This window comes from Streptomyces sp. NPDC052042 (assembly GCF_044548345.1).
Classification (GTDB): Bacteria; Actinomycetota; Actinomycetes; order Streptomycetales; family Streptomycetaceae; genus Streptomyces.
On record NZ_JBIUBU010000006.1, the window covers coordinates 1 to 26,030 of the forward strand.

At 68.5% G+C, this 26,030-nt stretch carries 22 protein-coding genes and 3 pseudogenes; 9 read left to right on the forward strand and 16 right to left on the reverse strand.

Translation table 11 applies throughout. The features are described from left to right. Positions 1-155: 155 nt before the first annotated feature. The 5 genes from ACIHCL_RS12850 to ACIHCL_RS12870 all read right to left on the reverse strand — a co-directional run bounded on the left by ACIHCL_RS12850 (position 156) and on the right by ACIHCL_RS12870 (position 7,896). Positions 156-1,100, reverse strand: coding sequence for an ornithine carbamoyltransferase (locus ACIHCL_RS12850; RefSeq protein WP_399860582.1), 945 nt, complete (start codon positions 1,098-1,100; stop codon positions 156-158). Between the two features lie 35 nt (positions 1,101-1,135). Then, positions 1,136-2,449: a diaminobutyrate--2-oxoglutarate transaminase gene (locus ACIHCL_RS12855; RefSeq protein ID WP_399860583.1), complete on the reverse strand. Its 1,314-nt coding sequence runs from the start codon at positions 2,447-2,449 to the stop codon at positions 1,136-1,138. A gap of 158 nt (positions 2,450-2,607) precedes the next feature. Beyond that, complete coding sequence (locus ACIHCL_RS12860) at positions 2,608-5,898, reverse strand: amino acid adenylation domain-containing protein (RefSeq protein WP_399860586.1); 3,291 nt, start codon at positions 5,896-5,898, stop codon at positions 2,608-2,610. 726 nt (positions 5,899-6,624) lie between these two features. Next, positions 6,625-7,356: an SDR family oxidoreductase gene (locus tag ACIHCL_RS12865; RefSeq protein WP_399860589.1), complete on the reverse strand. Its 732-nt coding sequence runs from the start codon at positions 7,354-7,356 to the stop codon at positions 6,625-6,627. 138 nt (positions 7,357-7,494) lie between these two features. Continuing rightward, entirely contained in the window at positions 7,495-7,896 is a 402-nt protein-coding gene (locus ACIHCL_RS12870) for a hypothetical protein (protein WP_399860592.1), read from the reverse strand. Positions 7,897-8,341: 445 nt separating this feature from the next. Here ACIHCL_RS12870 and ACIHCL_RS12875 point away from each other — a divergent pair, with 445 nt between their 5' ends. Next, positions 8,342-8,692 carry a 5-carboxymethyl-2-hydroxymuconate Delta-isomerase gene (locus tag ACIHCL_RS12875; RefSeq protein WP_399860595.1) on the forward strand — a complete coding sequence of 117 codons (351 nt, stop codon included), beginning with the start codon at positions 8,342-8,344 and terminating at the stop codon, positions 8,690-8,692. Positions 8,693-8,950: 258 nt separating this feature from the next. Here ACIHCL_RS12875 and ACIHCL_RS12880 read toward each other — a convergent pair whose 3' ends face one another. Beyond that, on the reverse strand, positions 8,951-9,214 hold the full coding sequence (locus ACIHCL_RS12880) for a hypothetical protein (RefSeq protein WP_399860598.1): 264 nt from the start codon (positions 9,212-9,214) through the stop codon (positions 8,951-8,953). 203 nt (positions 9,215-9,417) lie between these two features. Here ACIHCL_RS12880 and ACIHCL_RS12885 point away from each other — a divergent pair. Then, positions 9,418-9,580, forward strand: a pseudogene (locus tag ACIHCL_RS12885) (transposase); the annotation flags it as partial. Positions 9,581-9,661: 81 nt separating this feature from the next. Here ACIHCL_RS12885 and ACIHCL_RS12890 read toward each other — a convergent pair. Beyond that, positions 9,662-10,369, reverse strand: a complete 708-nt coding sequence (locus tag ACIHCL_RS12890; RefSeq protein WP_399860601.1) for a TetR/AcrR family transcriptional regulator — start codon at positions 10,367-10,369, stop codon at positions 9,662-9,664. A 671-nt stretch (positions 10,370-11,040) separates the two neighbouring features. Here ACIHCL_RS12890 and ACIHCL_RS12895 point away from each other — a divergent pair. Continuing rightward, positions 11,041-11,124 (forward strand): annotated as a pseudogene (locus ACIHCL_RS12895) (RNHCP domain protein); the annotation flags it as partial. 137 nt (positions 11,125-11,261) lie between these two features. Then, positions 11,262-11,774 carry an FBP domain-containing protein gene (locus tag ACIHCL_RS12900; protein WP_399860604.1) on the forward strand — a complete coding sequence of 171 codons (513 nt, stop codon included), beginning with the start codon at positions 11,262-11,264 and terminating at the stop codon, positions 11,772-11,774. 153 nt (positions 11,775-11,927) lie between these two features. Here the strand turns inward: ACIHCL_RS12900 and ACIHCL_RS12905 are convergent, their stop codons facing one another. Both ACIHCL_RS12905 and tnpA read right to left on the reverse strand, forming a co-directional pair. Next, on the reverse strand, positions 11,928-13,136 hold the full coding sequence (locus tag ACIHCL_RS12905; protein ID WP_399860606.1) for an RNA-guided endonuclease InsQ/TnpB family protein: 1,209 nt from the start codon (positions 13,134-13,136) through the stop codon (positions 11,928-11,930). Continuing rightward, a complete protein-coding gene (gene tnpA, locus ACIHCL_RS12910; protein ID WP_399860609.1) occupies positions 13,133-13,561 on the reverse strand; it encodes an IS200/IS605 family transposase in 429 nt (142 codons plus the stop codon). Before tnpA ends, ACIHCL_RS12905 begins: the two co-directional genes overlap by 4 nt. Before the next feature lie 794 nt (positions 13,562-14,355). Here tnpA and ACIHCL_RS12915 point away from each other — a divergent pair. The 3 genes from ACIHCL_RS12915 to ACIHCL_RS12925 all read left to right on the forward strand — a co-directional run bounded on the left by ACIHCL_RS12915 (position 14,356) and on the right by ACIHCL_RS12925 (position 18,211). Then, positions 14,356-15,306 carry a hypothetical protein gene (locus ACIHCL_RS12915; RefSeq protein WP_399860611.1) on the forward strand — a complete coding sequence of 317 codons (951 nt, stop codon included), beginning with the start codon at positions 14,356-14,358 and terminating at the stop codon, positions 15,304-15,306. Between the two features lie 860 nt (positions 15,307-16,166). Beyond that, positions 16,167-17,057 carry a DUF6424 family protein gene (locus ACIHCL_RS12920; protein ID WP_399860614.1) on the forward strand — a complete coding sequence of 297 codons (891 nt, stop codon included), beginning with the start codon at positions 16,167-16,169 and terminating at the stop codon, positions 17,055-17,057. Positions 17,058-17,077: 20 nt separating this feature from the next. Continuing rightward, on the forward strand, positions 17,078-18,211 hold the full coding sequence (locus ACIHCL_RS12925; protein ID WP_399860616.1) for a DUF2235 domain-containing protein: 1,134 nt from the start codon (positions 17,078-17,080) through the stop codon (positions 18,209-18,211). A 12-nt stretch (positions 18,212-18,223) separates the two neighbouring features. Here ACIHCL_RS12925 and ACIHCL_RS12930 read toward each other — a convergent pair whose 3' ends face one another. From ACIHCL_RS12930 to ACIHCL_RS12945, 4 genes and pseudogenes are all read right to left on the reverse strand, one after another. Further along, the gene (locus ACIHCL_RS12930) at positions 18,224-18,319 is read right to left on the reverse strand and encodes a hypothetical protein (protein WP_399860619.1); all 96 of its coding nucleotides are present in this window, start codon (positions 18,317-18,319) and stop codon (positions 18,224-18,226) included. Positions 18,320-18,611: 292 nt separating this feature from the next. Beyond that, positions 18,612-18,854 (reverse strand): annotated as a pseudogene (locus tag ACIHCL_RS12935) (peptidoglycan-binding protein); the annotation flags it as partial. Positions 18,855-18,939: 85 nt separating this feature from the next. After that, a complete protein-coding gene (locus ACIHCL_RS12940; RefSeq protein WP_399860622.1) occupies positions 18,940-19,560 on the reverse strand; it encodes a hypothetical protein in 621 nt (206 codons plus the stop codon). 169 nt (positions 19,561-19,729) lie between these two features. Next, positions 19,730-20,065 (reverse strand): hypothetical protein, encoded by a 336-nt coding sequence (locus tag ACIHCL_RS12945; protein ID WP_399860624.1) that lies wholly within the window; start codon positions 20,063-20,065, stop codon positions 19,730-19,732. Between the two features lie 83 nt (positions 20,066-20,148). Between ACIHCL_RS12945 and ACIHCL_RS12950 the strand changes: the two genes are divergently transcribed. Both ACIHCL_RS12950 and ACIHCL_RS12955 read left to right on the forward strand, forming a co-directional pair. Next, a complete protein-coding gene (locus ACIHCL_RS12950) occupies positions 20,149-21,225 on the forward strand; it encodes a M4 family metallopeptidase (protein ID WP_399860627.1) in 1,077 nt (358 codons plus the stop codon). A 510-nt stretch (positions 21,226-21,735) separates the two neighbouring features. Continuing rightward, entirely contained in the window at positions 21,736-23,037 is a 1,302-nt protein-coding gene (locus ACIHCL_RS12955; protein WP_399860629.1) for a hypothetical protein, read from the forward strand. Here the strand turns inward: ACIHCL_RS12955 and ACIHCL_RS12960 are convergent. The 3 genes from ACIHCL_RS12960 to ACIHCL_RS12970 form a co-directional block, all read right to left on the reverse strand. Then, a complete protein-coding gene (locus ACIHCL_RS12960; RefSeq protein WP_399860632.1) occupies positions 23,021-24,841 on the reverse strand; it encodes an asparagine synthase-related protein in 1,821 nt (606 codons plus the stop codon). The genes ACIHCL_RS12955 and ACIHCL_RS12960 overlap by 17 nt on opposite strands. Position 24,842: 1 nt before the next feature. Further along, positions 24,843-25,436, reverse strand: a complete 594-nt coding sequence (locus ACIHCL_RS12965; RefSeq protein ID WP_399861216.1) for a lasso peptide biosynthesis B2 protein — start codon at positions 25,434-25,436, stop codon at positions 24,843-24,845. Positions 25,437-25,684: 248 nt separating this feature from the next. Then, positions 25,685-25,879 carry a hypothetical protein gene (locus ACIHCL_RS12970; RefSeq protein ID WP_399860635.1) on the reverse strand — a complete coding sequence of 65 codons (195 nt, stop codon included), beginning with the start codon at positions 25,877-25,879 and terminating at the stop codon, positions 25,685-25,687. Positions 25,880-26,030: the final 151 nt, after the last annotated feature.

Genomic DNA, 26,030 nt, shown 5'->3' on the forward strand with positions numbered 1-26,030 from the left:
GCATACACCGACACATCCACCGGCGCCAGATCCAACACACCCCCCACCGGAAAACCCGGCCCACGCAACGAGAACTGCTCCCACAACCGCCAACGCCCACCGGGCAGATAAACGGCTTCCTGCTCTTCCGTCTGCTTTTCCGCGGCCATGACGCTCTACCTCTCAAGGCTCCGGTCCGCCGCGCACCATTCGAGAACGGCGCGCGCACTGTGGTATTTGTTCTCGGCCTGGTCGAAGGCGATGCTCTCCGGGCCGTCCAGCACGTCCGCGGTCACCTCTTCGCCGCGATGGGCGGGGAGGTCGTGCATGAAGACCGCGTCCGGGCTGCTTGCCATGGTTTTCTCGGTGACCTGGAAGGGTGCGAACACCTCGCGCCAGTCGGCGGTCGGCTTCTCGGTCCCGGTGGTCTGCCAGCGGGTGGTGTAGACGACGTCGGCGGCCGGCAGGTCCGCCATGTCGTGGCGCTCCTCGATCCGGGCACCGCTCCGCTTCGCGCTGACCGCGGCCCGTTCCAGGTACTCGGGTGCCAGCCCGTACCCGGGCGGGGTGCGCAGCGTGAGCCGGGTGCCCCGGAAGCGGGAGAGCGCCAGGGCCAGGGCGGAGGCGGTGTTGTTGCCCTCGCCCACGTAGATCACGTGCAGGTCCTCGATCCGGCCGAACCTGCGCAGCAGCGTGGTGAGGTCGGCCAGCGCCTGGGTGGGGTGCTCCCCCTGGCTCATCGCGTTGACGACGGCCATCCGCCGCTGGTCGGCGTAGGCGCGCAGTTCGCGCTCGGGACCCGCGGTGCGCGCCACCAGCACGTCGATCATCCGGGAGAGCACCGCGGCGCTGTCCTCCACGGTCTCCCCGGTGTTCTCCTGGAGGTCCCCGGGGCCGTAGGTGATCAGCCGGGCTCCCAGCCTCAGCGCCCCGGCGGAGAAGGCGGTACGGGTACGGGTGGAGGTCTTGCGGAACAGCACGCCGACGACGGTGTCCGCCAGGGGACGTACGTCGTCGGCGGCGCCCGCGGAGAACTCGGCGCCGCGCCGGGCGATGTGCCGCAGTTCCTCGTCGGAGAGGTCGTCGATGGAGATCAGATGGCGGCGTTCGGCCTGGGGCATGGTGCTTCCTCCTGGATGGAGCGGTTCTGGCGGTCTCAGCGGTTGAGCAGTGCGGCGCGGAGCACGTCGATGCCGTGGTCGAGCTCCTCGGGGGTGATGGTCAGCGGCGGCAGCACCTTGATCACCTCGTCGTCCCGGCCGGAGAGTTCGACGATCAGCCCGTGGTCGAAGGCGTACCGCTGCACCTCTTCGGCGCGCTTGCCGCCGCCGCAGCGGCCCAGGTCGACGCCGAGCACCATGCCGCGGCCCCGGATGGCGATCTCCGGTTCGGCGGCGGCCAGTTCGGTTCCGAACGCGGCCAGCCGGCGGGCGGGTTCGGGCAGCCGGTCGAGGAAGTCCGGGCTGCTCCACAGCTCGGCGGCGGCGGTCGCGGCGACGAAGGCGAGCTGGTTGCCGCGGAAGGTTCCGGTGTGCTCACCCGGCTCCCAGACGTCCAGTTCGGGGCGGAAGAGGGTGAGGGCCAGGGGAAGGCCGTAGCCGCTGATGGACTTGGAGACGGTGACGATGTCCGGGACGATGCCGGACTCCTCGAAGGCAAAGAACGTGCCGGTACGGCCGCACCCGGACTGGATCTCGTCGCAGATGAGCAGGATGCCGTGGCGTTCGGTGACGGCGCGCAGTCGGCGCAGCCAGTCCGGGGACGCCTCGTAGACCCCGCCCTCCATCTGCAACGGCTCGACGATCACCGCGGCCGGCGTCTCCACTCCGGAGGAGGAGTCGGCCAGCAGCCGTTCGATGAACGCGACGGAGTCGAAGGGGCCCCGCGGTCCGTCCTCGTACGGGATGAAGGTGACCTCGTCCTGCCCGTGCACCCCGCCGGCACGGCGGGCCCGGCCGTTACCGGTGACGGCCAGCGAGCCCCGGGTCATCCCGTGGTAGCCGCCGCTGAAGGCGAAGATCCCCCGGCGTCCGGTGGCCTTGCGGGCCAGCTTCAGCGCGGCCTCGACCGCATCGGCGCCGGTGGGCCCGGCGAACTGGGCGGTGTACTCCAGGCCGCGGGGGCGCAGGATGTGCTCGGTGAGCGCGACCAGGAAGGACCGCTTGGCCACGGTGTACATGTCGAGCCCGTGCATCATCCCGTCGGAGGCGAGGTAGTCGGCGATCCGCTCCTTGATCGGGCCGGGGTTGTGGCCGTAGTTGAGCGATCCCGCGCCGCAGAAGAAGTCGGTGAAGACGCGGCCGTCCTCGGCGTACAGCCGTGCGCCCCTGGCGCGCTCGAAGACCACCGGGAACTTGCGGCAGTAGCTGCGGACATGGGATTCGTGCCGCTCGAAGACGGCGACGTCCGGCGCCTCGGCCGCGGCGGGGGGCGGGGGCGCGGAGGTGGGAGGGGTGAACGCGATGGTCATGGTGATCGGTGGTCCTTTCGGTTCTCGCCCGTCGTGCCGACCGGCCGGGAGTGGCGGCCCCGGGCCGGTATGACGCGCCGTCGCGGGGTGATGACATGCGGTGACTGCCGGTGGTGTGGTGGTGCCGTGGCGGCCCGCCGCCGTGCCGGGCTTCCTCGCTACCGGCCGCCGTCCGCGAGCCGGGCGGCGGGGCGGCGTGCTCGGCGCCGGGCGCCCAGGACCGGTGCGGACGGTCCGGCGGCGACGGCCGGGTAGCCGGGGAGCGCGGCGCAGAGCGCGGCCACGGTGGGGTGTTCGAAGAGCGCCCGGACCGGGACGTCGATGCCGAGTGCGGCCCGCAGCCGTACCGAGACCCGGGTGGCGAGCAGGGAGTGCCCGCCGAGCTGGAAGAAGTCGTGGTCGACGCCGATGTCCTGGACGCCCAGCACCTCCTGCCAGATCCCGGCCACGGTGCGTTCGCGGTCCGTGCGCGGCCGTGCCCCCGCGGTGGTGTCCCCGGCCGGGCGCCAATGCGCCACCGGGGGCAGCGCCTTGCGGTCGACCTTGCCGTTCGGTGTGCGCGGCAGGGCGTCCAGCGTCACAAAGGCTTCGGGCACCATGTAGTCGGGCAGGGTGGCCAGCAGGGCCGTCCGCAGCTCCTCGTGGCCGGGAGCGCCGGTGGTGTCCTCCCCCGGCACCAGGTAGGCGGCCAGCCGCTGGTCGCCGTCCGGCTGCGGTACGGCGAGGACCACCGCGGCCCGGAAGGGGCCGAGGGCGAGCAGCGCGGACTCGATCTCGCCCGGCTCGATCCGGTGGCCGCGGATCTTCACCTGGTGGTCGGCGCGGCCCAGGATGTCCAGGGAGCCGTCGGGGCGCCGACGCGCGAGGTCGCCGGTACGGTACAGGCGTGCCCCGGGCCGGTCGGCGAACGGATCGGGGACGAAGGCCCCGGCCGTCTGGGCCGGGCGGCCGTGGTAGCCCCAGCCCAGTCCGCTTCCGCCGATGTACATCTCCCCGACCGCGCCTTCGGCCACCGGTTCCATCCGCGCGTCGAGCAGATGGAGCCGGGTGTTGCCGCGGAGTTCCCAGTCCACGGTCCGCCCGTGGGCGTCGAGGCGGGCGGTGGTGGACCAGACGGTGGTCTCGGTGGGGCCGTACAGATCCCATACCCGGGCGCCGCCGGCGGCCAGCCGGACCGCGAGGTCGGTGTGCAGCTTCTCGCCGCCGCTGAGGAGGGTGAGCCCGGCGCCCGGCCGCCAGCCGGCGTCCAGCAGCATCCGCAGGGTCACCGGGGTGGCCTGCACCAGGGCGGTCTGGGCGGTGTCGATCAGCGCGGCCATCCGCTCCGGGTCGCGGGCCTGTTCGCGGTCGGCGAGCAGCAGCCGGGCCCCGGTCAGCAGCGGAAGGCACAGCTCCATCAGCGAGGGGTCGAAGGAGACCGAGGTGATGCCCAGGAACGTGCCACCGGGGCACAGCGGCAGGCGGCCGGCCATCGCCACCAGGAAGTGCGTCAGCGAGCGGTGCTCGACCAGCACGCCCTTGGGATGGCCGGTGGAGCCGGAGGTGTAGAACATGTAGGCCAGTTCGTCCGGGCCGGGGCGGCGCGGCGGTGCCGAGCACGGGGCGGCGGCCACCCTGGCCGCCTCGGCGGGGTCGTCGAGCAGCAGGGTGCGCTCCTCGCCCGGCCGGGGCCCGGCTCCCGTACCGTCCAGCCGCCCGGCGAGCGCCCGTTCACTGACGAGCATCTCGGCTCCGGCGTCCTGGAGCAGATAGCCGATCCGGCCGGCCGGGTAGCCCGGGTCGAGCGGCAGGTAGACGGCGCCTGCCTTGTGTATCGCCAGCAGGGCCACCAGCAGCGCGGGGCCGCGTTCCAGGAAGACCCCGACGGGGGTGCCCGGGGCGGCGCCCAGCTCGGCCAGCCGGTGCGCCAACTGGTTGGCGCGAGAGTCCAGTTCGCCGTACGCGAGCAAGCCGCCGGGGCCGCTGACCGCGACCGCGTCGGGGGTGCGGGAGACCTGCTGGGCGAACAGCTCGGTCCAGGGGAGGTCCGACACCTCCAGCGCGGTGTCGTTGCCCTGGGCCAGGAGCCTGCGCCGCTCCCGGCCCGGCAGGTTCGGCAGTGTGCCCGCGAGCCGGGCGACCGGGGCCTCCGGTTCGGCCACGGCGGCGGTCAGCAGCGCCGTGAAGGCGGCGCCGATCAGTTCGGCGGTGTCCGGGTCGAAGAGCGCGGTGGCGTACTGCATCCGGCCGGAGATCCGGCCGTCCGGCTGGGAGAAGAGGTCCAACGCCAGGTCGAAGGCGGTGCCGGAGGCCGGGGTGGAGATCATCTCGGTGTCCAGGCCGGGCAGATGGTCCGGTTCCTCGGGCAGGGGGAGCAGTTGGAAGGAGACCTGGAAGAGGGGGTTGCGGGAGAGATCGCGTTGCTGGGCCAGCTCGGTGACGATCCGCTCGAACGGCAGCTCGGCATGGGTGAGCGCGGCCAGCGTGTCCGTCCGTACCCGGCCCAGCAGTTCGGCGAAGGACGGTGCGCCGCCGAGGTGGGCGCGTAGCACCACGGAGTTGACGAACAGCCCGATCAGCTCGTCGAGCCGGGGCCGTCCCCGGCCGCTGACCGGGGTACCCACCGCGACGTCGCTCCGGCCGGCCAGCCGGCCCAGGGTGGCCTGGAAGGCGGCGAGCAGCACCATGAACCGGGTGGCCCGGTACTCCCGGGCCACCCGGTCCACCCCTGCGGCCAGCTCGGCCGGGATGGTGAAACGGGCGATGTCGGCGGCGCCGTCCCAGACAGCCGGGCGCGGCCGGTCGGTGGGCAGCTCCAGGGGTTCCAAACCGGCCAGCCGCTCGCGCCAGTAGGCGAGTTGGCGATCGCCGCGCGGACCCGCCAACCGTGCGGCCTGCTGGGCGGCGGCATCGGCGTACTGGAGGGGCAGCGGCGCCGGTTCGACCTGCGGTGCGGTGCCGTCGGTGCGGGCCCGGTACCCGGCCGCCAGTTCCTGGGTGAGGACGGGCCAGGAGAAGAAGTCGAAGGCGATGTGGTGGACCACGATCAGCAGCAGGTGTTCCTGCTCGGCCAGCCGCACCAGGGTCAACCGCATCGGTGGCGCGGTCTCCAGCGGCAGGGGCCTGACCAGTTCGGCGGCGACGAGCCCCGCGAGCCGCGACTCGCGCTTCTCGGACGACAGATGCCGCAGATCCCGGTGGTCCCACGGTACGTCCACGGTGGGCTCCACCACCGCGACCGGCTCGCCGTCCACGGCCGGGTACCGGGTCCGCAGCACCTCGTGACGGGCGAGCACCGCGGCGAACGCGCCGGTCAGTGCCTTCTCGTCGAGGTCTCCGCGGATGCGCAGCGCCAGGGGCAGCAGATCGTCCGGCGTACCGGGGCGCAGGCTGTCCAGAAACCACAACCGCCGCTGTGCGAACGACATCGGCCGGCCGGAACCCGTCTCCTGGGCATCAGCGCTGTCCACCGGTCACCTCCATGGATGCGGACGAGTCCGGGCCTGGCACGGCTCCGGACATCTGCGAGTCTCCGTGCCGCCCCGCTTCCCGCCCAGAGAACTTCCGGCAGCCGTGTCGGCGGCCCACTCCTGCCCATGACTCCCTTGCCCGCCTCCGGCGGCCGTCGGCGGTCTTCCGCCGGCCGGTACGTCCGCCTCGCCCGTCACGACAGGTGAGCGCTCCGGGGCAGCACGGAGGGCGGGCCGCCGTGGCGGCTGCGCACCGATCCGGTCAAGCTTGCCCACGGGCCCGTCCTTCGTGGCCCCCTGGTGCCTCCACGCACCGGCGCCGGCGGGCGCCGATGCCGTACGACTCCCTGCGGCAAGTGGCGGTCACAACGGGTCGGGGGCACCACACAGCCGACGCAACCATCGCCGCGCGCGACGATCCAGGCGGGTTGCCCCCGACGCAGGTGCGGATGCCGCAGAACGGATCCGTACGAGGTCCCGACGACGATCACGCGGGCGCCGACCCCTATGAGACCTGGCCGGTGGGGCCTCTGAACGCGTGCGGCGCCGGCGGGACCGGATGAGGGGGCGACGATCGCGCCGACGACGGTGATGCCGCGCGGATCCGCGCCCACCGGCACGGCTCCGGCTTGCTCGGTCGCGTTCCGAGGTCGTCCGTTCCCGGCATCGGCCGCGGACGCCGATCACTCGGTCGAGGTCCCACCCGCACCGCCACATCGGCCTGGTTCAGGAGAGCCAGTCGCTGTAGTGGGTGGGGGCGATACGGGCGTCGCCCTTGGCGATCAGAGCATCGCCCTGGACGGCGGCAAACATCCCGGCGGTGTTGTCGGTGACGACCGTGCGGCCGTCGGGATGGGCATTGAGGGTGATCCGGCCGAGTTCGTCGAGGGGGAGGACGTCGGGCCCGGCGATGTCGAGGGGGCCGTTCAAAGGGGCACCGACAGCGACTTCGGCGACGGCGTCGGAGACGTCCTGGGCGGCGATCAGCTGAAGCGGAGTGGTGGGCAGCCGGACCGTGTCGCCCTCGGTGGTCCAGGACAAGACCGCGTCCATGAACTCCATGAACTGGGTGGCATGGACGATCGAGTAGGGGATCGGCCCGGCCTTGAGGATGTCTTCCTGCAGGACCTTGGCCCGGTAGTAGTCGAGGCCGGGCACCTGGTCCGCGCCGACGATCGAGAGGATGACGACGTGGCGCACCCCGCCCTTCTGGGCGGCGGCCAGGAGGTTGTCCATCGAGGTCTGGAAGAACGCCGGTGAGGCGTCGTCGAAGGTCGGAGAATTCGTCAGGTTGACGAGGACGTCGGCATCGGCCACCGCCTCCGCCAGGCCCTGTCCGGTGATCACGTCGACACCTGTGGACTGCGAGTGCGGCACAGCCTTGTGCCCGGCCGCGTTCAGCTTCTGCACGACCTGCGAGCCGATCAGGCCGGTACCACCGATCACTGCGACCTTCATGGTTCACCTTTCGTCGCGCACCGACAGGTCATGCCTCCAGGTTGCGACAGTGCGGTGCGCGGCGCACGCGGACCGTGCGCTCCTACGGGCACGCCTTCCTGTGGGCCTGCTCCATCGCGGCGCGCAGCACGACCTGGATCAGGTCCACGCCGGACGTCTCGCCGCACCGGTCGATGTGGCCACCTGGGCAGCCCCGGCGCGGGCCTCCGAAGCGAAGGCCTCGACGGCGTGGTGCATCGGATCCGGCATCTGTTCCTGCGCGTCGATCCGCAGGAGGGGGAACCGTTCCCCGGGCTCCTCTCCACGCATGCCGCGAACCTGAGTCCTGGAGACCCGGTGGTCGTGCACCATCGGCCTGACGACCCCGACGTGCTCTACGAACCGGAACCGCGCGACCCACAGACACCCACGGTGCTGAACGGACGTCCACAGGAGGTACGGCCACGGGTAGGCGGCCTTCCGTTTGGGGACGTCGGTGCCCGCATCGGTCCAGCCGACCATCACCGACGCCGTGATCGGCCACCAGGCCGTCCAGAGCACCCATGAGACATCCTGAAAGATCTGGTTGCTCGCCGACCAGGAGCGACTCCTCGGCAACGAGCACCCCCGATACTCGTGCTGCTCATGATGTGCTGTCCCGGTGGCGGTCGGCGGGAGCTGGCTCTGGGGAGCCTCCGTTGTAGACGAGGCCCGTTCGGTTTGTGCGGGCTGGCGGCGCCGGGCGGGAAGGCTCGCGTTGCCCACGGGCGGGCAGGCTTGCCGGATGCCTTGTCGGTGCAGATCTCTTCGTAGCCAGCCACGCGGAGCGCGTCTTTCTGGGCTTCGGGGTGTTGGTCGCGGGTCGATACACGGGCAGTCTCCGGGCATCTTCCTGGTTTCCTGCTCAAGTCCGGGCGCGGTCCCGAGGGACGTGGTAGCAGTCGGCTGAGCCGCCCTTCGTAAGGTGGGAGCCCATCAAGTGATCCCATCCGAGGAGCCGTCCGCCATGCCGCAGATCACCGTCGACTACTCCGGCGCGCTCGACGCAGCCTTCGACCCGCCGGCCTTCGCGCTCGCCCTGCACCCGATCGTCGTCGAGACCGTCGACGCCCGCCTGGAGGCTTGCAAGACCCGCTTCCGCCGGGTCGAGGACTTCGCCGTTGGGACCGAGACCGGGAGCCACGCCCTCCTGCACGTCGAGATCGGCCTGCTCCACGGCCGCACCGACGCGGCCAAGGCCCGCCTCGCGGCCGCAGTGCTCGCCCTGGTCGCCGCCCAGGTCAAGCCAGTCGATGGCATCGTCCTGCACGCCTCCGTCGAGGTCCCCAACCTGGACGCGTCCTACCGAAAGAACTGACCCACCCACTTCCCGAACACAACGAGCGAGCCAGGCGACAAGCTCCCCCAGCAGCGGCGGGCGGACCTGGACGCACTCGGGATGTGCTGGTGGGGCGGGGGTTGCTGGTCATCGACTCCGAGAACACGTACTGGCGACGCGGGGTCGAGGCCGCCACCTGTGGCTGCCCGAGCCCGGCCTCGCCCCATGCTGCGTACGGGATTGCACAGAGAGACAACCACGGCTGTACACGTTCAACGGTGTTCGGCCGAACAGCTCCTACCGGAATGACCACTCGATTGTCGGCCGAGTCCGGGGCGAGGGTGACGTAGGCGACGGGGACTTCTCCGGCATGCGGGGCGGGGCGGCCACCGCGCTCGCGCCCGCGACGGCAGGGTGGGCGAGGAGGGCGTCCTCGATGACGGCGGGGGCGGTGTTGTGGCCGCCGCGGATGATCAGGTCCTTGGCACGGCCGAGCAGGTGGATGAAGCAGTCGGGGTCCAGGTGGGCGAGGTCCCCGGTGTTGAGCCAGCCGTCGCGCACGCTGCCGGGGTGTCCAGCTGGGGTCCGTGGTCGTCGTGGCCGACGACGTAGCCGGGAAGGACAGTGGGGCCGCTGAGGGCGAGAATCCCCGGTTGCCCCGATGGGAGGTCGTGCCAGTGGCCGTCGTTGCCGATCCGTATCGTCTTCGCGTGCTGGTAGGGCATGCGCTGTCCCGCTGCCTCGGGCCGGCCTCGCTCGCGGAGGGATCTCTGTACGGCGGGCTCAACCAGGGGCGGATCGATGTCGCACGACTGCGCCGTGGCCTGGTCGAAGTGCCGCAGCCCAGGGCGGCGGCTGGTCCTGGCCGTGGACGTCTCGCCATGGCCGCGACCGGACGCCAACACATGTGCTGACCGGGCCTTTTGCGACCACCCCCACACCCCGACTGCACCCCCATGAAACGAAGGAATCCCGGCTTTCGTACGCGGGCGGGTAAGGCTTTGTTCTCTACCCGATGCCGCGCCGTGCGAGGTCGGCGGCTATGCCGTCCAAGACGCCGGTGAGGCCCGAGACGAAAAGGGCGTCGAGGTCCCAGGGGTCGGCGCCCGCCTGCATCGCGGGACCGAGTCGTGGGTGCGCGCCTGGTTTGTAGAGCGAACGGCGTGCATCGTCCGTGGCGTTCGCCGGGCGCCGGTCGGTACGTCGAGCTTGCCGTTCCGCCTCCACGTCGCTGACGTAGGTCAGGGCCACTCCCTGAACGTTGGAACTGAACATGAACATGTAACGGAAGGCGTCGGCAGGTTCAAGGCCGAGTCCGTCGAATTCGGCGAAGGTGCTCTCGCTGTCCGCGGCCAGTGCCCAGCTGGAGTGCGTGCGGGTCGTCACGAGGACCTTCAACAGGATCCACGGATGACGGTGGTACAGCTCCCAGTCTCGGCGGGCGGTTCGTTCAAGGCCGTGCCGCCAGCCCTGCGGCGGCGTGCGGGGCAGCGGGGCATCGGTCAGCGCAGCTTCCGCCATCAGGGCCACCAGTTCGTCCCTGGACGCGATGTGCCGGTACAGGGCCATGGTGCTCGCGCCGAGGTCGGCGGCGACCCGCCGCATGGACAGTGCGTCGAGCCCCTCCGCGTCCGCGATGGCGATTCCAGCCCGCACGATGCGCCCAACGGTGAGGTGATGTGCGCCAGCCTCGCCTTCCGGGGCACTGCTCTCCATGCTGCTTGTCTCCCTGTGTGCCTCTGTCTTCCGCGCCCGGTACGCGCTCGCCCGGCAGGCTTGTGAGCAGAAGCGCCGCGGCCGCCCCCGCCCCGCAGGTGCCAGATCCTTCCCACAGTCTGCGCAGCCCGTCTGCTCCGGCATCACCACACCCCTTTTCGTCACACCCTTCATGCGTGACGAAATCCTAACTCGTCAACGAGGGAGAGGCCGCCTGAGCTGGACATAATCAGCTGCCGAAACGTATTTGCCGCCTGGGGCACCCGTATGCGTATGCTGTACACGAACGATGCGTACTAAGTACGCATGGCATGACGCAATTGACTCCGGCTGATCCGCGACAGCTGTCGGCCAAGAGAGCGCGAGTGAGGGGCATGACACAAGGAAGCAAGAAAGCCGGCACCCGGCAATGGACCAGGCTCGCTGTCCTGGTACCGCCGTGCGTCTTGGCCTCCATGGACATGTCCGTCACGTTGGTGACGCTGCCGTTCCTGGGCCACGGGCGACCACCAGGGCCTCGACCAGGCATGGACCGCCGACGCCCTCCCCGACCTCGGCTCCGCATGGGAGAACGCACGCACCAGGGCCACCGGCAGACTCTCGCTGATGCCCTGACCTCTGCCACCCGCGACAGCTAGCGAGACGCCGCCACCGCCGTCCTGCTCCTCCGCCTGTGCCTGTCCTGCGGCGAGCTCAGCGCCAACCGCATCGCCGGCGACGTCAACGCACTGGCCCTGCTGCGCCTGGCACTCAGAGCCACGGGACACGAACACCGCCCATCGCACGCTGCTCGTACTGTGGCCGAGCCCCGCCTCCCTGCGCCGTGTGACAGAACACCAATGGCTCCACGTACACGACTCCTTCAGTCCCGTCAGGAGAAGCAATGCGCCCCATGACCAGGGAAGAGGTTCGCGGTGCGATCGTGAACCTGGACCCCACCGCAAAGAGGGTCCGACTGCCTACCTGGTTCGACGACGTCCGGTGGCACCGTATCGACTACCTCGGGTGGCGGGATCTGCGCGCTCCGAAACTCGCCTACCTCGTCTCCGAGGCCGACGGCCAGGCGCTGGGAGTGCTGCTGCGGCAGGCGCCGAACGAAGCCGCACTCGGATCGCGCGCGGTGATGTGCGACCTGTGCAGGTCCTCCCGCCGGTTCAACGAGGTTTCGCTGTTCACCGCTCGACGCCCGTCACGCGACAAACGCGAACGCCTCAACACGCTCGGTCTTCTCCTGTGCACCGATCTCGACTGTGCGGACAAGATGAACGCCAAGCCGATCCGCCAAGGCTTCGATCTCCCGGTCGACGACCGCATCGAGGCTCGCCGCGAAGGCTTGCGTTCACGCACGATCGCGTTCATTCGTTCGGTATCCGACACCGAACGAACCACGCGACACAGAAGGTGATATTCAACCTGCGGCAACGCGGATGCAGATCGTCGCCCCTCTTGGCGCGACGGGCCACGCACGGTTCAACGACGGCGTGCTGGGGGCTGCCGAGCTGTACTGGGATTTGTGACTCCACCCACGCGTAAACGCGCGGGCTTCCCGCGTCGGTGGCTAAGCCGCCGTGCGGAGGACCAGCCCGGCCCTGTTGAGGACGTTCGTCGCGCCGACGTGGTCCGCGTTCGCCGCGAACCCGCACGCCGTGCACCGGAACCTCGCCTGATCAATGCGGTTCTCCTTCGCGACGTGCCCGCACTCGGGACACATGCGGGAGGTGTTGCGCGCGTCCACGGGGACCATGAGGCGACCGGCACTCTCAGCCTTGTTCGCCAGGATTCCGAGGAACTGCGTCCAACCCGCGTCAAGGATGCCGCGGTTGAGCCCGGCCTTCGCGGCAGCACCGTTCGGCAGGAAACCGCCGGGCTGCTCGGGGTCGCGCCTGGGAGCGGGGCTCTTGGTCATGCCCGCCGTATTCAGTCGCTCGTGCGCGATCACGTCATGGCCGGTGATGAGCGCGCGGGCGGCCTTGTGGTGGAAGTCGGCGCGCTGCCGCCGGATCCTGCCGTGCAGCCGGGCGACCTTCCGGGCGGCGGCGCGGTGCTTCTTGGTGCGCTGCCGGGTCCGCTTCGGGAACGCCGACAGGCGCCGCTGCGCCTCGGCCAGCTCCTCCGCCATCGATTCGAGGAAGCGCGGGTTGGCGACGTGTTCGCCGTCCGAGGTGGTCAGAAAGTGTGCGACGCCCATGTCGATTCCGACGATCGCACCGGTAGGGGGCAGCTCCTCGGCGGGGACGCTGTCGCAGGCGAGGACGACGTACCAGCGGCTTCCTTCGCGCTTTACCGAGACCGTCCTGACTCGGCCCTGTACCGGCCGGTGCTGGTGGACGCGGATGTGTCCGACGCCCTGGAGGCGGACGCGGGTCTGACGGTCGTGCGGGACAAAGTCCCAGCGGCAGCCGTCCCCGTCCTTGGGGAAGGTGACGGTGTCGAAGTGCCCGACGCCCTTGAAACGCGGGTAGCCGGGGGCCTGTCCGGCCTTGACCCGGCGGAAGAACGCCTGGAAAGCCTTGTCGAGGCGGCGCAGTGTGGCCTGCTGGGAGGAGAACGACCAGCGGCCCTGGCGCTCGGGGTCGAACGCGCGGATCTCCTTGAGCTGCGCGGACTGGTCGCCGTAGCGGACGGTGGTCTTCGAGGTGTGCCGGTAGGCGTCCCGGCGTTCCTGCAACGCGCCGTTGTACAGGGAGCAGTGATCCCGCAGCATCTCGCCGAGCGCCGCGGTCTGACGGACCGTGGGGCGCAGGAGGAACTTGTACGCGCGGATCACGAGCCGTCCCCCTTCTTCAAAGGGCGTTCCCACTGGGTGTCGATGTACCGGCGCACGGCGTCCGCCGAGAGGGCGCCGACCGATGCCGCGAAGTACGACGACGACCACAGGGTGGGCATCCGCGACTTCAGGTGCGGGAACTCCTCGCGCAGCACGCGTGAGGTGAAGCCCTTGAACTGGTTGGCCACGTACGAGGCTGACGACTTCGGGTCGTGCTTGACGAACAGGTGGACGTGGTCGGGCATGACTTCGAGCGCCACGATCTCCCACCCCCGTTCGTCGGCCTTCTGCCGGATCAGTTCGTCCAGTCGTCCCGCGACCCGGCCACTGAGGACCGCACGGCGGTACTTCGGGCACCACACCACGTGGAGTCCGAGGTCACACACGCCGCCGGAGAATCGACGAACCTTCCTGGTCACGACCATGCAATCACTATACACACGCCGCATATCTAATACGGCAGAGAGGCAGGCTCAGGTGAACAGTGCGGATCCGAGCACACAGTTGAGGTCAGCGCAGGACTCAGAAGCCATTCCCCACCCCGCTCAAGCAGGGCGCCCCCTGGCTAGGCCCTGATGGAGTCCCTGATGCCAGGATTGCGGTCCTGGCGGAGGAGGACCACCAGCACCATGGCAGCGCCGCGTAAATACCCCGACGACCTCCGCAAGCGCACGGTCCGTGAGGTACGTGCTGCCGAGCGCGAGAAACTCAGGCAACTCCGCTGGGAGAATGCGGAGTTGAAGCGGGCGAACGAGACCCTGAAAGCCGCGTCGGTGTTTTCTTCCCAGGAGATCGACCGTCCCCGGACGAGCCAAGCAGGTGATCGACCACCTGCGCGGGAGGGGCCTCGGGGGCGGTCCCGTCTGCCGGGTTCGGAGGGGGGCCGTCGACGTACTTCGCTCGCAAGAAGCGGCCGAAGTCGGCCCGCCGGCTCCGTGAGGAGCAGGGCGAGCGAGTACATGAGGGATCTCCGTTTCGTTCAAAGAGGGGCGCTCGGGCTGAGCGCGGGGCCACAGTCCGCTGTCCGGGCCGCTCGATCGAGTTCTCGCGAATATCCGTTTTGGCCCCTCGTGCGGGGTGCGGTGACGGGGTGTCGGGACGGATTCGCGAACGCTTGACAAGGGCGGCCGGGGCGGTGGGGCAGCACCATGAGGGATGCGGGAGCAAGCTACGCAAGCCCGTATTTCCAGTGGAGTTATGTGGGGGTGACAGCCGGATCTTGCGCCGCCGAACGCAAAAGTGGAATACGCCATATTATAACAGGAGGGAGGAGGTTTCTGATCTCTCGTCCGGCGACCAGAAGATCGCAGAGAAGATAAAAACCCATCTGGCGGTAGCGCGAAATGCGGCCGGAGCCTGGAACAGTCCCATTTCAATGGTGACCGGCTCTCGCATCGACCGAGCATACTCCAATGTGCACAAGGCCGAGGTGAAGCTGCTCAAGCTGGTACCTGAAGATGAAGGCGAGCTGAAATGGGCCGGGACCGTTGTCCTCGCTCAGGCCAGGCAGCACCTCGGGCCGAACGATCCCAGGCTGGTGGCGTTGGACGACCGCTTGAAGAACAACGGTCAGGAAATGGGGCCGGATCTGAAAGAACTGGCCATCGCCACCCTGCTTGCCGCACACGAAGCGGAAGAAGTGGAGAGAGCCCAAGCCCGGAGCTTCCATAATGTTCTGCTGGCTGCCGTCATAGCCACCAGCATCGTAGCCACGCTGTTCATCATCTGGAATTTCAAGGGTAAGTCGACGATATCCGCTTTCCTTTGCTTCAGTCCCCCCACCGGGCGGGTTTGCCCAACCGGTAAGGACGCAAGCAGGATCGACGCCTTGCTTGTGGAGGGGTTTGGTGCCGGCGCGGCAGTCTTGGCGAGCTCACTCGCAATCAGAAAGATTCAAGGCACGAACACTCCGTATTCGATACCCGCCATGCTCATCCTCCTGAGGCTCCCCGTCGGGGCCCTGTCGGCCCTGTTCGGGATAGTACTTATCAATGGTCGAGTCGTTCCTGGCCTCTCGAATTTGGATTCCACCGCCCAGATTGCCGCCTGGGCGGTAATTTTTGGAATCGCACAGGAATCTGTTACGCGGATGATTGACACTCAAGGAAACAAGGTCTTGGGGAAAATGCGCGGCCCGGAACGGGGTTTCGAAAGTGACGAGAATTCGTAGTGGCGCTCTTTGGCCTGCGTTCACGTCAAGAAGACCATGATCAGGCGTAATCGGGGATCGCCAGCGGCGCATCCCATGACGCCGGCCAACGCGCGCCGATGCCCATCTCGGCACCCCGTGCCGCTCCGCGCCCTCCCGCCTGCGCGTCGACGGCCCCGGGGAACACGGACTCGTCATCCCCGCTCTCACCGCGCCGGTGCTCGAAGGCGCCGGTGGAAGCACCGCCCCGGGGGACATGGCCGACTGGTGTACAGACGCCGATCAGGCAGGCCGGCCGAGCGGTCGTCCTGCCTGTCGACCAGCTTCCCGAGGTACTCGATTGGTCTTCCCCTGGTCTTCCCCGCTGAGCTCGGGCACTGCCCGTGGCGGCTGCGCGCACGCCCTGGCTTGCCCTCGGACGCCATCCGCTTTTCGGACGTGATCGGTTGGTCCCGGCTGGGTGGGCTCCGCACCATGCCGTCCGGACGGTACTGCGCGGGTGGCTGCGTCCGGTTCGACGACATCCGTCTTGCTGATGTGCTGTCAGGTCTGTTAGGAAACAGGGAGAAGCGGGGTCGACATGCTCAACCAGCCCGCCTGGCCCCGGCCCTTCGCGCCGTTCGTGGCCCAGATGGCGCTTTTGGGTCACGTGCAACGCCGCTGGCCGGCATGGCCGACGATGCCTCCGCGCGCGGCACTCCAGGAACTGATCGACACGGTCGGCAGCGGCAGACCTCTTGATCTGCCCTGCTTGGACCGACAACCCTCCGTTCATCGGCTGCTCGGGTTGGCGTACCCCCGAGCCCGGGCGGACGATGAAGACAGGGGCACTCGGCACCGTGGGCCGGACACGGACCGCGGTCGGCACGTGGAGGTCGGACATGACCCGATCCGGTTCCCTTGCATCGTCCCCGATTCCCGACTCGCTCAAGCCCGGCGGGACCGAGTCGGAGAACCATCCCTGGAAGATTCGGCTGGTCGAGCACCCCGAGCGCTTCGAGTCGTCGTTCTTCCGCGCCGCGAAGAAGACAGCGCACAAGATTCTCGACGAGATGAGTGACACGGATCTGCCGTACGGGCCCCGGCCCGCCGGCTCCGAGCACTGGGAGATGCACCACGGAGGCAGCCTCTGGGTCAGGGGAGCGGGCGGCTGGCGGATGTACCGGGCCCGGGCGGGCATCGAGTGGAGCATGCAGTTCTGCGCTGAGCCGGCGAAGGTCGACCGGCTCAGGCAGGAGGCGGCCGAACTCATCGATGCCTTCCCGCTGACCCTGCCGGCCCTCACAGAGCTGGCATACGAGGAGGCCGACGCACTGCTGCGCACCCCGATCAAGGATGCGGACGGTGTGGAGGCGTGGACCGACTCGTTGTTCAATGCGTGCGTGCCCATGAGCCACGGCAACCACCAGGGGATTCTGCCCAAGGTGCCCGGTGAGCACCACTATCCCTGGCCCGTCAAGGGGGCGGACTTCGTCCGGTACGACGACTTCCAGCTGTGGGTGACTCTGCCCGACGGTACCCATGGCGCCGTCTCTCCGGTGGACCGGCGGGGTTCCGGAGACGGACACGTCCGCCTGGTGCACGTCCCTGAGGGCAGCAGGGCGGCGGAGACAGTGGCCGAGGCGCAGGAGCAGGGGCTGATGGCGGTCCTGCCGCCGAACAGTTCCGCCGCGCTCCAGGCGTTCGCCGGGCAGATCGACGCCGGACGACGCACCGCGGCCGGCCACCTGGCTACGGGCCGGGCGCGCGGGAACGGCCGAGGCTCCCGCTAGCCGCCGGACGAGGAGCCGATATGCCACGCAGGATCGTCATCTGCCTCGACGGGACGGGCAATCAGGTCGGCGCCTGCCACCCCACCAACGTGGTGCGGCTATTCGAAATGCTGGAGGCGGACGACCCCTCGCGCCAGATCCTGTATTACGACCCCGGCGTCGGCACCATGTCGTCGGCCGTCGCCCGCGGCCCGGTCGACCGCTGGCTGTCCCGTGTGTGCGGTCTCGCCTTCGGCACCGGGCTGAGGACCAACCTGGCAGAGGCGTACACGTGCTTGATGCGGAACTGGGAGCCCGGCGATCTCGTGTATGTCTTCGGATTCAGCCGCGGCGCCTATACCGCCCGCGCGCTGGTCGGGATGCTCAACAAGCCCGGACTCATGCGGGCCGGCTCGGAGAATCTCGTCCCCTACGCGGTGGCCAAGTACGCCTTCAACCAGGACATCGACAAGAGCGAGCGGGAGGTGGCCCGGTTCTCGCACGCCTTCTGTCAGCGCACCGACCGCGAGCCGCTGTGGGCGGCGGTCAAACGCAACAATCCGCGGCAGGTCTCCCACTACGCGCTGCCGGTCGCCTATCTCGGTGTCTGGGACACAGTGAAGGCGGCGGGCATCCTCCGCCTGGGCAATCTGCAGTGGCCCTACACCCACCAACTCCCCAATGCCGCCCGCATCCGCCACGCCGTTTCCCTCGACGAGAAGCGGCGCCCCTTCCGCGAGTTCCTGGTCAAAAGCCGGCCGGCGCCGCTGCACGACACAGCGCAGGAGGTCTGGTTCGCCGGTGTGCACTCCGATGTCGGCGGCACCTTCGCCCATGAGAAGGGCGATGCCCTGCTCTCGACGATCACCCTCAAGTGGATCACCGATGAAGTCTGCCAGGATCTGGTCTTCCGCCCCGGCGCATACGCCGAGGCATGTGCGGTGACCGAGGAGTTCGCCGACGCGGCCATCCACCACAATGGCCCGTTCTGGATCCTGGCCGGCCGACGCTCGCGCCGCGTACCCGAGCACGTCGTGCTGCACACCAGCGTCCGGCTCCGCCTGGAGCGAGACTCCACGTACCGTGAGTACCGTACGGACCTGCCCGATCCGGCCGAGCCATACCGCTGGGCCGACCCGGATTGGACCAAGCCCTCCCAACAGCAGGACGGCTGACAACGCCGGACGTCACCAACTGGGAGTCACATCGGTGCCGAAACGACCACCGGCCGGGCGCTTTTCGAAGTGCAGGTGGGGTCCGGTGGCGTTCCCGGTCGAGCCCACTTCAGCGAGCCGTTGCCCGGCCCGTACGGAACCACGGGTGACGGTGGGAGAGGTGGCAGTACCAGTAGTCGAATACGCCTGACCTCAGCACCAGGTAGTTACCGAAGCTGCCGTCCTGCCCGACGCGAACGGAACCGCTGAGGACGGCGACACAGGACGTCCCCTCCGGGGCGGCGTAGTCCGCACCCGTGTGGTAGCCCAGACTCCAGTGGGGTCCCCGCTTGTGGTAGGCGGTTGTCACTGTGTGTCCTGGCACGGGAGAGGAGACGTGCCCACCCGTACCAGTCGTCGCCGGGACGCGGAGCCGGTCCCAGGACTCCCGGCCGGGTATACCGTCGGCGTCACCCCCCGAGAGGTGGATCTTGCGCTGCCAGGCGGCGTAGGACTGGCGGTCGGTGTCGGTCCACTCGGGGCCTGGACCCGTCGTGTACTTCCCGCACCCTTCCGCGACGAGGCGTTTCCCTATGGCAGTGATGATCGGACTGCGTCGGCCTATATGGAAGAACGCAGTTCCAGGGAGAGGCTCTTGCGCAGGCATGACTCTCTCCTCCTCGGAGATCGGCGATCTCTGTCCGGCTCGGAAGAATGACGGACCGGGACACGGCTCGAACTCCGGGCGGTCAGCGGGTCACCCGCCCGGGTTCGCCCAGCTGCTCCTGCACGAACGCGGGCCAGGATCCGGGGTCGACGTGGTTGTTCTCCGGGACATGGGCGTGCGCGTACCAGCCGCCCCGGGAACTCCAGACGCCCGGTGAGCGGGCCGAGACGAAGTCGGTCGGACGGCCCATGGGCCAGGTGTCCGGCACACCCCAGGAGCGCACCCATGTGTTGAGTTCGCTCCAGCCCTTGCAGGGTGTGTCCGTCAGTCGGGCGCACACTCGGCCGTCGGCACGACAGTGCGGGAAAAAGAGAGCTTCGATCTGGAGAACGACTTCGCCGGCACGGTTGGTTCGCGTACCACCGGGCGCATCTTCGAGCGCTTTGCTGCGAGAGGTGGCCGGGAAGAACTGGGCGAACGCGCCGGTGAAGGGATCCCACAGGATATGCGGCGCCGTGCCTCTTCCGCCGTGGGTGAAGAAGTTTTGGAGGCGTGCGAAGGGCACGAGATCCTGTGGGGCTGCCGTGGTGGCATTCCTGTCCGCGGTGATGTGTGCGATTGCCTTCGGCGGAAACGCCGGGTCACACGGCGCATGATCGCCAAGGTCTGCCTTGATGGCCTGCGGCATCCATATCTCGGGCATGTCAGCAGAATGCCCGATCCGGCCTGGTCGCGCGACCGGAGAATGTCTCACGCACTGGAGCCTCCTCCGGAAACCCACACCGAGCTGCGCCAACGTGCCCTGGCTTGACCTCCGTGTCGGCGCCGAGGTCAATGCCGCCCCCTCGGTGAGACCTGGCTGTAGCGACGGGCTACGGCCAGAGCTGCTGGATGCTGAGTTGCATGCCTCTGATGACGGGCGGAAACTGATGCCATAGCACGCGCGCGCATGGATCGCCCGTTGAAACCGGAAACGTCTTCTCCTCCAGGGAGAGAAATCCATGCCCGGCACAACAATTGGCCGACTTCAATGTGAAGACGTCCTGGCGCCGCGGCATCTCAAGGCGGATGTGCGTGCTCTTCAGGCAGTGGGTCACGTCGTCCCCCTTGAATGTATTCGTGCCCATCACCACGGTGGCAGCACCTTGTCCGTTGTCGGCGTCGACGGCTCGTAGCGGCACCTGACGTGCCGACAGCACCGTTTTCACCGGACGTCCTGAGATGCGCACACAGGCGCGAGCGTCAGGCGGATGAAGTGCGCTACCGCCATCCGCACCGATCGGAGCAACCCATGACCGACAACGTCCGAGGCTCCTCGCTCAGGTCCGTGGCCACGACGCCGTGTGCGATCGTGCCCCCACATCTGCTCAACCGGCTGGCCCGAGCCGAGGACCCGACCGTGCACGATCCTGCCCGCCGCACCCTTGCGCTCGACGCGGCACAACGCGTCCAACGCAGGCTGACGGCCGAGATCAACCCGACCGCCGCCCCGCTGACGCGCGGCCCCGACCACTCCGACCGCACCATCTGCGACGTCGAGCACCGGCAGGAGTTGCCCGGCAGACGCATACGCGGAGAGGGCGAGGCCGACGTACCGGACGCCTCGGTCAATCACGCCTACGACGGCCTTGGAGCCACCTTCGACTTCTATCTGCAGACCCTGTCCCGCTTCTCCATCGACGGGGCCGGCCTCCCGTTGGACGCCAGCGTTCACTACCGCCGGGACTACGACAACGCCTTCTGGGACGGCGAGCAGATGGTCTTCGGCGACGGGGACGGGCACATCTTCGGCGACTTCACCCAGTCACCCGACGTCATCGGCCACGAGCTCACCCACGGCGTCACCCAATACACCGCCAACCTGGCATACGTGGGCCAGTCCGGAGCCCTGAACGAGCATCTGTCCGACGTATTCGGTTCCCTGGTCGAGCAGTACGCCAAGGACGAGTCGGTCGAGGAAGCAAACTGGCTGATCGGAGAGGAACTGCTGCGCCCTGGAGTACAGGGCGTCGCGCTGCGCTCGATGAAGGCGCCCGGCACCGCGTACGACGACGACGAGCTCGGCAAGGATCCACAGCCCGCCCACATGAACGACTATGTGCACACCTTCGCCGACAGCGGCGGCGTGCACATCAACTCGGGCATCCCCAATCACGCCTTCTACCTCGCCGCGACTCAGCTCGGCGGCCACGCCTGGGATCGCGCCGGCCATATCTGGTACGACGTGCTCACCAGTGGCACGCTCGCCAGCGACGCCGACTTCACGTCCTTCGCACGACTGACGGCGAACACCGCCGATGCCTACGGGCCACAGGAGCACGATGCGGTACTCCACGCGTGGGATGCGGTCGGCGTGCCCGCGGGCTGAGTCAGCCAGTGTCCCGGTGGAACTGAGCGCCCGCGTGGATCGGCACAAAGGGCTTCTGCGCCTACGGCTGGGCACTCGTTCCCGCCGAAGGGGACCAGCGCGAGTTCCTCGTTCGCCGCAGCATCGACATCAGCGGACGTCCTGTCCGAAGTCCGAAGAGGTCTCATGCGTGTAGGCCGTCCGGCGGCATCCGGATGGTGATGCGAATGATCACCACGGACGATGGTGCTCGAGTCCCGGCGCAGCACCAGGTCTCCTGGTCCGCTGCGGGGATCGGACGCTCCCCGACGCCGCCGCGCGATACGTGCCGCAGAAAGCCCGGCAGGGGCTCGCCGGGCGGCGCTCCACCGGTGCAGTGCCGCAGTGACGGTCGAAGGAGAACCCCGTGGGTCCAGTTGGCGTAGATCGGTGCCTACCGGTGAGACTCTTCGCGGTCGGCTTGAGTGTGTGTTCCGGTCGCGGTCACCGTGAGCGCCTGGTGGACGGCCTGCGGCGTCCGGAGATGATCACGTGAGCACTCCGCCCGGGGCCGGCGTCGGCTCGCACCTGCGGGCGCCACTGATCACAACGGGCACCAGGCGGTCACCGGCTGCCGTGGTATTGATCCTGCTGGTCCTGCTCCCGACGGCGCTGCTGCTGGGTTGGTGGGGCACAGAAGACCTCAGCGGGGCCCTGACCTACTCGGGGCGCATCACCGGTGCCATCCTCATTCTGGTCTCGGCCCTCTCGTTGTTGGGCGCTGCCGCGGTCGTGGACCACTGGTGCCGGAGCAGCTTCCCCTATTCCGGGATGGTCGCGCTGATCGGCACGGTCGCGGCACTGTTGGCCAACGCCATGATCCTGCTCGAGACATTCAGGGACGGCGATTCCACGCTTTACCGGGTGCTGTACAGCCTGCTCACGGCTGGTTCCGCATGGGCTGTCTTCACGGTGTGGCGGACATCGGTCGTCATCCCCGCTCCGAAGCGGGTGGCCGCGGCACTGGTCGTCTCCTCGGGGCTCGCGATGGCCAATTTCGGCTACGAGCACCTCTACCAGCCGTCCCAGCACGGTGCCAGGCCCCTCGTCAGTATCGCCGTGGGAAAGCCTGTGCTGAGTATGGACCATAAGGAATTCGCCGTACCGGTCGACATCAGGATCGAGAACCACAGCGATGTGGGGTTTTTCGTTCTCGGCACCGAATTCCACGCCATGGGCGAACGGGTGTCGCTCAGCCAGACGGACCGGCTCCGCAAGCAGTGGCGTGCAGATGCGAAGACGTTCCGTGACTTCCAGATACAACACCCGCTCTCCCGAAGGGAGATCTTCCAGCCCGGCCAGTTGGTGTTGGCGCAGCCATGGGTACCTGCCGGAAACTGGATCGAGGCAAACGACGCGTTCGTCACCCAAACGGTTGTGCAACTGCCCATCGATACACCGTATGACCAGTTGGCGCTCTACGCCTCCGCGCATTTGGCGCGCAAGGACCGACTCAGCCTGGAGCAGATCCAGGTGAAGGGGTATTCCTGGGGTGGCGGCAAAGTGCCCCAGTGGGTCAAGGAGGACAAGAACCTCGACTCCGTCGTCTCCCGCGGCCGGGTGTACGAAAACAATTCAGTTGACCAGCATACGATGGATCCGCGCTACGTCACTGTCTATTGGCAGTTCGGCACGCATGGTGCAGGCCTGTCGGAATCCATCACGCGAAACGGTGAGGAGAACCGCATCCTGTCCGGAGCGGAAATTCGCAAGATGTTGAACCGGTACGGCTTGGTCACCGCCGAAACGGGTCCGATCAAACGAACGCTCTGGGACATCAAGAACCAGCGATGACCGGCATGACCGCACGGCGCACGTGGGAGTGCTGATCCAATCGCTCCAGCCACACCACGAGGGCGAGAGAACTGTTCACACGGTCCCAGGAATAGGAGTCCCCTATGCCGAACTGTGCCTCCCTCACTGCCCGGCACAGCGTCTCGACGTCGAACATCTCCGCGATCAGTGGATGCCTCGCGGAGCGGCAGAGGTCGAAGAGTTCGTCGCCGTGTGTCCGCAGGCCGCGGACGTAGAGCTGGTTGAAGGGGACATTGACGACCCGACCGCCGATCCGGGGCGGAAGCAGGTTCGCCATCGCCTCGCGCAGCACCGCCTTCGAACGGCCCGGATGGAACGCGACCTCGGCGGGGAGGCGGCGCATCATGGCGATGACCTCCGGGTCGAGGAAGGGGTGTGAGAGGAAGAACCCGTCCTGCCGTGCGCGGCGCCAGGACAGCGGGTCGGGAGCGGCGATGTAATTGGCGGCCTCGTAGAGGGACTGTTCGGGTTTGTGCCCGAATACGAAGCGGCTCTCCGCGATGCTGGCCTCACGGAAGCCGTGAGCTCGCGCGAATCCGGAACGCAGCCATCGGGGGCGGGCGAAGTTGCCGAGGCCGCCGAGTACCGTTCCGCGGCGGCGGACGAGCGCTGTGACCCGTTCGGCGGCCAGCGGAAGAGCCGGCTGCACCACGTAGGCGGAGACGATGTCCCACAAGCCCCGCTCGCTGCCCGCGGCCCAGTCACGTGCTTGCCTCGTCATCAGCCGGAGTTGTCCCGCGCGGGCCAGCCTGTGCAGGTGAAACGGGTTGGCGTCCACAACCGGATCGGCCCCACAGCCGGTCAGGAGGGCGTCGCAGCCCAGATCCGCCGCAGCGGCGTGAAGCCTGCTCCAGAACGGGGCGCGGAAGGCGTGCGCATGAGGCTCGTCCGGGTCTCCCGCGTGGTGCTGGAAGTCGTCGAAGTCGGCCAAGTCGTCGACGTCTACGATCAACGGGCGGGCTGCGGGCGCGTACCGGCGGATCTCCGCCATCGCCTCGTCTATATAAGGCTGTTCGGCAGCGAGTTCTCCCCTTCCGAAGCGCCCGGCGAGCAGGACGAGGTCCCGAGGGTGGCCCTGTCCCGCGGCCAGCAGACGTGCCGCTAGCAGCGCGACGCTGGTGGAGTCGGTGCCGCCGGAAACATGGCATGCCGTCATCCTGCCCATACGGCGCCCGACAGCGTGCTCCAATGCGAGGCGCAGGTCCTTCGCGGCCCCGCCGAGGCCGGGTTCGTCCGCTGCCCGTACCGACGGATCGTGGGACTGACGGACGTGTCGCAGCACCCGACCACGTAGCTGCCCCGTGATCGAAAGTTCCACCACCTCGCCACCGAGTATTCGGTGTACCCCGGTGAACGGGGTGAGTTCCGAGTGGGGTTGCGCCATGTTCCCGGTCAGGTATCGGCAGAAGTAGCGCCGTTCCAGCTCTGCCCCGCCGCCCAGGTGGCGCGCCGAGGTACTCACCGCGGTGACACGGCCACCGGACTCCCTGAAGAACAAGGGGATGCGTGCCTGCTCGTCCCGCATCAGCAGGATGCGGTCGCGATACACCAGGACGGCCGCATAGTCGCCGGTCGGCAGACGCGGTGACGCTTGCGGCCGGCCCCAGTCGTCGAGGATGCCTCGCGCTCCCGCCACGCGCTCACGGACGGAGCCCACCCAGCCGACGACCACCGCGGTCCCGGCCCGTGAGGAAACCGTCGTCACGAGCCCCTGCCGGGCCATGGACCCGGCTGCCCAGAGCTTCGGGACGCCCCCGTCCCACTCGACGCGGAGTGCTTCCACGTCACCGCCCTCCGCCGCCGACCGAGAGAACCGGCGTGTACACGTGCCCGCGCGGATCGGCGTCAGGGATGCACAGGCCTGCCGAAGACGTCCAGGCGTGCAGGGCGAACGGATGCTCGCGTACACCGACGTGGAGCACGGCCTTCAAGCCGCGCCGCCGCAGCAGGACGAAAGCCGTCACAGCCTCGGCCTTGCAGTCGTCGTTGACGAACCAGCTTCTGCGACCGTGTGATTGCACGGCCCGTTTCAGCCGTGCGACGTCCTCCGGGGCGGCGGGGTCCGCACGGGCGTATTCCGGGGCTGCCAAGGACAGGAGCCGAAGGGCGCGCCCGAATCCCATGGTCCGGATCAGCAGGCACGCCCCGCGCAGCCAGAGCCCGATCGCGATGTCCGACTGCTGCCTCCGGCGAGCCGTCGCACACCCGGCGCGGATGAGACCGGTAACGATTTCCGCGCGTTCCTCAGAGATTCCATCAGCGAACTTCCGAATGTCCGCCGTCGCCACTCCAAGAAAACGTGTACGCCGCCAGTCCGCGATCAGCGCTCCGTCGGACATCCTGGTGACACGGCAATGCGGTGACAGGATCCGCGTCATGGCCACCAGGGCATCGGTATCCTCTGCCACTGCACATCCTCCAAGGTCGGCCTGACGCCGTCCCCGCAGCAGACTCGGTCCGACGTGGGGACGGCGTCAGGATTGGTACCCGTGACCGTCGTAGAAGCCGCCGCTGAAGCCCCGGATCAGACGGCCGTTGCCGAGAAGGACGAGCCCGTACGGCATACGATGGCGCAGCAGTCGGAGAAACATCGCCTACCTCCAGAATCAGGCAGTATCGATCAACTTCAGGCTACTCTGCCCTGGTTGCCCCGCAACCGGACAAGGCACCGGCGCCGCGAATCACTCGTGCTTCGCGGCGCCGGTGCCTTGTCCGACGTCCCGAATGCGCGGTCGAGCAGCGAGCCGGCGAACCCGGCCACCAGATAGCCCTCGGTGTCCGCGGCGGACTCCTTGGGCAGCACATTGCGCACACCTCCCATCGCCGGACGCTTCCATCACCTGTGCCCCTTTGCCCTGTGACCGGCTCTCCCGGCCTCCCTGGCAGGTCGTTACCCCTGCGACTACTACGGGCACTCCGTCGCCGTAGGGCTCGCGCCCCTTGGACGATCCCGTGGCACGTCTTCGCTGTAC

Bases quoted from the DNA above. Each gene is read 5' to 3' on its own strand.
- ACIHCL_RS12850 (WP_399860582.1), bottom strand. From the start codon at position 1,100: ATGCCCCAGGCCGAACGCCGCCATCTGATCTCCATCGACGACCTCTCC.
- ACIHCL_RS12855 (WP_399860583.1), bottom strand. From the start codon at position 2,449: ATGACCATCGCGTTCACCCCTCCCACCTCCGCGCCCCCGCCCCCCGCC.
- ACIHCL_RS12865 (WP_399860589.1), bottom strand. From the start codon at position 7,356: ATGAAGGTCGCAGTGATCGGTGGTACCGGCCTGATCGGCTCGCAGGTC.
- ACIHCL_RS12875 (WP_399860595.1), top strand. From the start codon at position 8,342: ATGCCGCAGATCACCGTCGACTACTCCGGCGCGCTCGACGCAGCCTTC.
- ACIHCL_RS12890 (WP_399860601.1), bottom strand. From the start codon at position 10,369: ATGGAGAGCAGTGCCCCGGAAGGCGAGGCTGGCGCACATCACCTCACC.
- ACIHCL_RS12900 (WP_399860604.1), top strand. From the start codon at position 11,262: ATGACCAGGGAAGAGGTTCGCGGTGCGATCGTGAACCTGGACCCCACC.
- tnpA (WP_399860609.1), bottom strand. From the start codon at position 13,561: ATGGTCGTGACCAGGAAGGTTCGTCGATTCTCCGGCGGCGTGTGTGAC.
- ACIHCL_RS12920 (WP_399860614.1), top strand. From the start codon at position 16,167: ATGACCCGATCCGGTTCCCTTGCATCGTCCCCGATTCCCGACTCGCTC.
- ACIHCL_RS12925 (WP_399860616.1), top strand. From the start codon at position 17,078: ATGCCACGCAGGATCGTCATCTGCCTCGACGGGACGGGCAATCAGGTC.
- ACIHCL_RS12940 (WP_399860622.1), bottom strand. From the start codon at position 19,560: ATGCCCGAGATATGGATGCCGCAGGCCATCAAGGCAGACCTTGGCGAT.
- ACIHCL_RS12950 (WP_399860627.1), top strand. From the start codon at position 20,149: ATGACCGACAACGTCCGAGGCTCCTCGCTCAGGTCCGTGGCCACGACG.
- ACIHCL_RS12965 (WP_399861216.1), bottom strand. From the start codon at position 25,436: ATGACGCGGATCCTGTCACCGCATTGCCGTGTCACCAGGATGTCCGAC.
- ACIHCL_RS12970 (WP_399860635.1), bottom strand. From the start codon at position 25,879: ATGGGAGGTGTGCGCAATGTGCTGCCCAAGGAGTCCGCCGCGGACACC.